Raw genomic sequence first — 6,461 nt, forward strand, 5'->3', positions numbered from 1 at the left:
TCGCCCCATGCTGCTTGCTCTGCTGCGCACCTTCTCCTGGCGCGAGCTGCGCCACCACCCCTGGCGCAGCGCGGCCGCCGTGGCCGCCGTCATGCTGGGCGTGGCGCTGGGCTTCGCGGTGCACGTAATCAACGCCTCGGCGCTCGACGAGTTCGCCCAGGCCGTGCGCTCGGTCAACGGCCAGCCCGACCTGGAGCTGCGCTCCGCCCAGGGCACGCTGCCCGAGTCGCTCTACGGCCTGGTCGCGGCCCAGCCCCAGGTGGCGCTGGCCAGCCCCTGGCTGGAGCTGCCCGCGCGCGCGACGGCGGCCAGCGCGCCCGCACCCGTGCCGCTGCGCGTGGTGGGCGCCGACGCCCTGCTGCTGGCCGCCATGGCGCCCATGCTGGCGCCGCGCGCCTTCGACGGCGCCGACCGGCTGGCCATGCTGGCGCCGGCCACGGTGTTCCTGAACGCCGCGGCGCAGCAGGCGCTGGGCCTGGACGCCATCGACGCGCACACCCCGGCGCTCACGCTGCAGGCGGGGCTGTCCGCGCACCGCGTGCGCGTGGCGGGCACGGTGGCCGCCGGCGGCCCGCCCCTGGCGGTGATGGACATCGGCGCGGCGCAGGACCTGTTCGGCCGCGCGGGCCAGCTCACGCGCATCGACCTGCAGCTGCGCGCGGGCGCCACGCGCGCCGCGCTGCAGCAGGCGCTGGCCGCCCTGCCCGGCTGGCCCGCGGGCGTGCAGTTCGCCGAGCCGGCGGATGCCGTGCAGCGCGTGAGCAACCTCTCGCGCGCCTACCGCGTCAACCTCACGGTGCTGGCGCTGGTGGCGCTGTTCACCGGGGCCTTCCTGGTGTTTTCGGTGCTGGCGCTCAGCGTGGCGCAGCGCGCGCCGCAGCTGGCGCTGCTGGCCGTGCTGGGCGCCACGCCGCGCGAGCGGCTGGCGCTGGTGCTGATGGAGTCCGCCGCGCTGGGCGTGGCGGGCAGCGTGGCCGGCATCGCCCTGGGCACGGGCCTGGCGGCGCTGGCGCTCTCGTTGCTGGGTGGCGACCTGGGCGGCGGCTACTTCACGGGCGTGCAGCCGGCGCTGCAGTGGAGCGGGCCGGCCGCGCTGGTCTATGGCCTGCTGGGCGTGGCCGCGGCCCTGGTGGGCGGCTGGTGGCCCGCGCGCCAGGCGCAGCAGTTGCCGCCGGCGCAAACCCTCAAGGGCCTGGGCGCCCTGGACGGGCGCGCGGCCCAGGCCTGGATTGCCATACTTTTGATAGCTGCCAGCGCTTTACTGGCGGGCGCTCCACCCGTTTTTGGCATACCGCTGGCGGCCTATGTCGCGGTGGGCCTGCTGCTGATCGGCGGCATTGCGCTGCTGCCCTGGCTGGTGCAGGCCCTGCTCGCGCGGCTGCGGCCACTGGCCGCGCGCGGCCCGCTGCTGCTGCTGGCGCTGGAGCGCGCGCGCCGCATGCACGGCGCGGCCGCCGTGGCCGTGGGCGGCGTGGTCGCGTCCCTGAGCCTGGCCGTGGCGCTCACCGTGATGGTGGGCAGCTTTCGCGGTTCGGTCAGCCAGTGGCTGGACAGTGTGCTGCCCGCGCCCCTGTACCTGCGCGCCGCCGGCAACGCCACGGGCGACGAGGCCGCCGTGTTCCCGCCCGGTTTTGCCGACGCCGTGGCCGCGCTGCCCAGCGTGGCGCGCGTGCAGGCGCAGCGCGGCAGCAGCGTGCAGCTGGAGCCAGCGCGCGCGGCCGTGGCCCTGCTGGCGCGGCCGCTGGGCAGCGACCCGGCCGCGGCCCTGCCGCTGGTGGGCGCGGCCCTGCCCGTGCCGCCCGGCCGCGTGGGCGTGTACGTGAGCGAGGCGGTGGTGGACCTCTACGGCGTGCGGCCCGGCGCGGACTGGCCCGCGCTTTCGGAATCGTTCAGGCCTTCAGCGCAAGAGGGACAAGCGCAGTCAGCTACATTTTTCATAGCAGGCATCTGGCGCGACTATGTGCGCCAGCACGGCGCCATCGCCCTCGACGGCCGGGACTTCGCGCGCCTGACCGGCGACGCGCGCGCCAGCGACCTGGCGCTGTGGCCCGCGCCGGGCACCGACGCCGCGGCGCTGCGCGCCCAGGTGCTGGAACAGGCCCGCCGCAGCCTGGGCGCGCCCGCGGCGGCGGCGCTGGAATTCACCTCGGCCGAGGCGATACGCGCGCGCTCGCTGGCCATCTTCGACCGCAGCTTCGCCGTCACCTACTGGCTGCAGGCCGTGGCCATCGGCATCGGGCTGTTCGGCGTGGCCGCCAGCTTCAGCGCCCAGGTGCTGGCGCGGCGCAAGGAATTCGGCCTGCTGGCCCACCTGGGGCTGACGCGCCGGCAGATCCTGGCCGTGGTGGCCGGCGAAGGCGCGGCCTGGACCAGCGTGGGCGCCCTGGCCGGCACGCTGCTGGGCCTGGCCGTGGCGGTGGTGCTGGTGCATGTGGTAAACCCGCAGAGCTTTCACTGGACCATGGATCTGGCCGTGCCCTGGCTGCGCCTGGCGGCCCTGGCCGCCACCGTGGTGGCCGTGGGCACGCTCACGGCCTGGCTGGCGGGCCGCATGGCCGCGGGGCAGGACGCGGTGATGGCGGTCAAGGAGGACTGGTAGTCTCCCGCCATGCGCCCTGTGTCCGCCCTTTCCCGTTGCACCACCGGTCCCCTGCTGGCGCGCAGGCATTGGCTGCTGGCCCTGGGCGCGCTGGCCTGGGGCGGGCCCGCGGCGGCGCTGGCGCCGCGGGCGCTGGTCTTTCCGCGCGACCACGGCAGCCACCCCGACCTGCGCACCGAATGGTGGTACATCACCGGCCACGCACGCGCCGAGGGGCGGCTGTGGGGCTTTCAGATCACCTTCTTTCGCTCGCGCGTGGACGCCGCCCAGCAGCTGCGGTCGGCCTTCGCGGCGCGCCAGCTCGTCTTTGCGCATGCCGCGCTCACCGACGTGCAGGGCGGGCGGCAGGTGCACGACCAGCGCATCGCGCGCGCGGGCTTTGGCATTGCCGAGGCGGCCGAGGGCGACACCCTGGTGCGCCTGCGCGACTGGTCGCTGACGCGCCAGGCCACGCCGGCGCCCGGCGCCAGCCGCTACGCCATCCGCGCCCATGCCGAGGGCTTCGCGCTGGAGCTGGACTGCGCCAGCACCCAGCCGGTGCTGCTGCAGGGCGACGCCGGCCTGTCACGCAAGGGGCCCGAGGCCGCGCAGGCCAGCCACTACTACAGCCAGCCGCAGCTGGCGGTGACGGGCGCCATCACGCTCGCGGGCCGGCGCATGCCGCTGCAGGCCCTGCCCGCGCCCGACAACCGCGCCTGGATGGACCATGAGTGGAGCGAGGCGCTGATGCACCCCGAGGCCGTGGGCTGGGACTGGATCGGCATGAACCTGCACGACGGTACGGCGCTCACCGCCTTTCGGCTGCGGCGCGCCGACGGCAGCGCGCTGTGGGCGGGCGGATCCTGGCGGCGCGGGGGCGAGTCCCGCGCGCGGGTGTTCGCACCGGGCGAGGTGGTGTTCACGGCGCAGCGGCACTGGCTCAGCCCCAGCAGCGGCGCGCGCTACCCCGTCGAATGGCGGGTGGACACGCCCGCGGGCGCCTTCGGCGTGCAGGCGCTGCTGGACGCGCAGGAGCTGGACAGCCGCGGCTCCACGGGCGCGATCTACTGGGAGGGCCTGTGCCTGCTGCGCGACACCGCCGCAAACGCCATGGGGCGCGAGGTGGGGCGCGGCTACCTGGAGATGACGGGCTATGCGCAGCGGCTGCGCCTGGGCTGATCTGCTATTCATTGAATAGCTGGCAGCGCTTGCCGTTCAAGCATTGCAGGCCATAAAGACTCCGAAACCTTGACGCAGCAAGCGCTGTCAGCTATCAAAAGCAAAGCAGCCATGCGAGGCCCGGGGCCGTGCATGGCTGCTGGTGCGGTCCGGGCGCGGGGCCCGGGCCTGCGGGGTGCGTCAGTGCGCGCCACCGTTGCCGGCGCGGCGACGCTCCAGCCAGGCGATGATCTCGCCCATGATGCCGCGGCGGAAGGCCAGCACGCAGACCACGAAGATCAGGCCGGTGACGATGGTCACCGATTCGCCCAGGGTGTTGAACCAGTCGATCGTCGTCAGCTTGGCCAGCAGCGTGCCCAGCTCGCCGATCTTGTTCTCCAGCAGCACCACCACGGCAGAGCCGACCAGCGGGCCGCTCAAGGTGCCCAGGCCGCCCACCAGCGTCATCAGCACCACGTGGCCGGAGGCGCTCCAGTGCACGTCGGACAGCGTGGCGAAGCCCAGCACCAGGGTCTTGAGCGCGCCCGCCAGGCCGGCGATGGCGGCCGAGATCACGAAGACCAGCAGCTTGAAGCGGTTGGTGTCGTAGCCCAGGGAGATGGCGCGCGGCTCGTTCTCCTTGATGCCCTTGAGCACCTGGCCGAACGGCGAGTGGATGGTGCGCACGATCAGCAGGAACGCCGCCACCACCACCACCAGGACCACGTAGTACATCGTCAGGTCGCTTTGCAGGTCGATCAGGCCGAAGAGCTTGCCGCGCGGCACGCCCTGCAGGCCGTCCTCGCCGCCGGTGAAGGGCGCCTGCAGGCAGGCGAAGAACAGCATCTGCGCCAGCGCCAGCGTGATCATGGTGGCGTAGATGCCCTGGCGGCGGATGGCAAAGAAACCCATCACCAGCCCCAGCAGCGCGCCGGACACCAGGCCCGCCAGCAGGCCCAGCTCGGGCGTGGCGCCCCAGGCCTTGACGGCGTGGCCCGTCACATAGGCCGCGCCACCGAGGAAGGCGGCATGGCCGAACGACAGCAGGCCCGTGTAGCCCAGCAGCAGGTTGAAGGCCGAGGCGAACAGCGCGAAGCACAGCAGCTTCATCACGAAGACCGGGTAGGCGCCCAGGAACGGAGCGGCGATCAGGCCCAGCAACAGGAGGCCGTAGCCAATGGGGGCGAATTTTTTCGAGTTCATGCGGTGCGGCCCCTTGCTTACTTCTCTTTGCCGAACAGGCCGGCGGGGCGGATGAGGAGAACGATTGCCATGATGACGAACACGACGGTGGACGAGGCCTCGGGGTAGAACACCTTGGTGAAGCCTTCGACCACGCCCAGGCCCAGCCCCGTGAGGATGGAGCCCATGATGGAGCCCATGCCGCCGATCACCACCACCGCGAACACGACGATGATGAGGTTCTGGCCCATGAGCGGCGTGACCTGGTACACCGGTGCGGCCAGCACGCCCGCGAAGGCCGCCAGTGCCGCGCCGAACGCGTAGGTCAGCGTGATCATCACCGGCACGTTGACACCGAAGGCCTCGACCAGGCGGGGGTTCTCGGTGCCGGCGCGCAGGTAGGCGCCCAGCTTGGTCTTTTCGATCACGTACCAGGTGGCGATGCAGACCACGATGGAGGCCACCACCACCCAGGCGCGGTAGTTGGGCATGATCATGAAGCCCAGGTTGGTCGCGCCCTCCAGCAGTTCGGGCGTGTCATAGCCCAGGCCCGAGACGCCGTAGATGGAGCGGAAGACGCCCTCGATCATCAGCGTCAGGCCCAGCGTGAGCAGCAGGCCGTACAGGTGGTCGAGCTTGTAGATCCAGCGCAGCAGCAGCCGCTCTATGACCACGCCGATCACCCCCACCAGCAGCGGCGCGGCGATCAGCATCACCCAGTAGTTGACGCCGAAATAGCTCATGGCCATCCAGGTGATCAACGCCCCCAGCATGAACAGTGCACCGTGTGCGAAATTGATCACGTTGAGCAGGCCGAAGATGACGGCCAACCCCAAACTGAGGATCGCGTAGAACGAGCCATTGACCAGCCCCAGAAGGAGCTGGCTCAGCATGGCCGGCAATGAAACACCAAAGATTTCCATGGGAACTGAACGCAGAAATGAAGAAGTCGGATCGGGTCAGCGCGGCATCATTTCCAGAGCGCGCACTTGCTTTCGGCCTTGGTGGTGAACACCTGTTCGCCGGGCAGTTTCTTGACCAGTTTGTAATAGTCCCAAGCGCCCTTGGATTCCGCGGGCGACTTGACCTGCATGAGGTACATGTCATGCACGTAGCGGCCATCGGCACGCAGGTAGCCGGAGCCGAAGAAGTCGTTCATCTTCATGCCGCGCCAGGCTTCCATCACCTTGTCGGCGTCAGTGCTCTTGGCGGCTGCCACGGCCTTCAGGTAGTTCATGGTGGCCGAGTAGTCGGCGGCCTGGATCTCCGTCGGGCGGCGCTTGGTCTTGGCCATGAACTTGTCGGCGAACGTGCGCGTCTCGTCGTTCATGTCCCAGTACCAGCTCGTGGTGAACTGCAGTCCCTCGGTGTTCTTAAGGCCCAGGCTGTGGACGTCGCTGAAGAAGATCAGCAGGCCAGCCAGCTTCATGCTCTTGCCGATGCCGAACTCCTTGGCGGCCTTGATCGCGTTGATGGTGTCGCCACCCGCGTTGGCCAGGCCCAGGATCTGGGCCTTGGAGTTCTGCGCCTGCAGCAGGAAGGA

Annotated in this window: 5 protein-coding genes; 2 read left to right on the forward strand and 3 right to left on the reverse strand. The window is 71.0% G+C overall.

Annotated features, from left to right (window positions below; all coding sequences use genetic code 11):
* Positions 1 to 7: 7 nt before the first annotated feature.
* Complete coding sequence (locus BP68_RS08115; protein WP_496370493.1) at positions 8 to 2,599, forward strand: ABC transporter permease; 2,592 nt, start codon at positions 8 to 10, stop codon at positions 2,597 to 2,599.
* 9 nt (positions 2,600 to 2,608) lie between these two features.
* Positions 2,609 to 3,757: a lipocalin-like domain-containing protein gene (locus BP68_RS08120; RefSeq protein WP_496370494.1), complete on the forward strand. Its 1,149-nt coding sequence runs from the start codon at positions 2,609 to 2,611 to the stop codon at positions 3,755 to 3,757.
* Positions 3,758 to 3,937: 180 nt separating this feature from the next.
* On the opposite strand, the gene BP68_RS08125 is transcribed toward BP68_RS08120, so the two are convergent.
* The 3 genes from BP68_RS08125 to BP68_RS08135 all read right to left on the reverse strand — a co-directional run.
* Complete coding sequence (locus tag BP68_RS08125; RefSeq protein ID WP_496370495.1) at positions 3,938 to 4,939, reverse strand: branched-chain amino acid ABC transporter permease; 1,002 nt, start codon at positions 4,937 to 4,939, stop codon at positions 3,938 to 3,940.
* A 17-nt stretch (positions 4,940 to 4,956) separates the two neighbouring features.
* On the reverse strand, positions 4,957 to 5,841 hold the full coding sequence (locus tag BP68_RS08130) for a branched-chain amino acid ABC transporter permease (protein ID WP_496370496.1): 885 nt from the start codon (positions 5,839 to 5,841) through the stop codon (positions 4,957 to 4,959).
* Positions 5,842 to 5,888: 47 nt separating this feature from the next.
* On the reverse strand, positions 5,889 to 6,461 hold a 573-nt coding region (locus BP68_RS08135), incomplete at its 5' end, for an ABC transporter substrate-binding protein (protein ID WP_496370497.1).

This window comes from Diaphorobacter oryzae DSM 22780 (assembly GCF_059568935.1).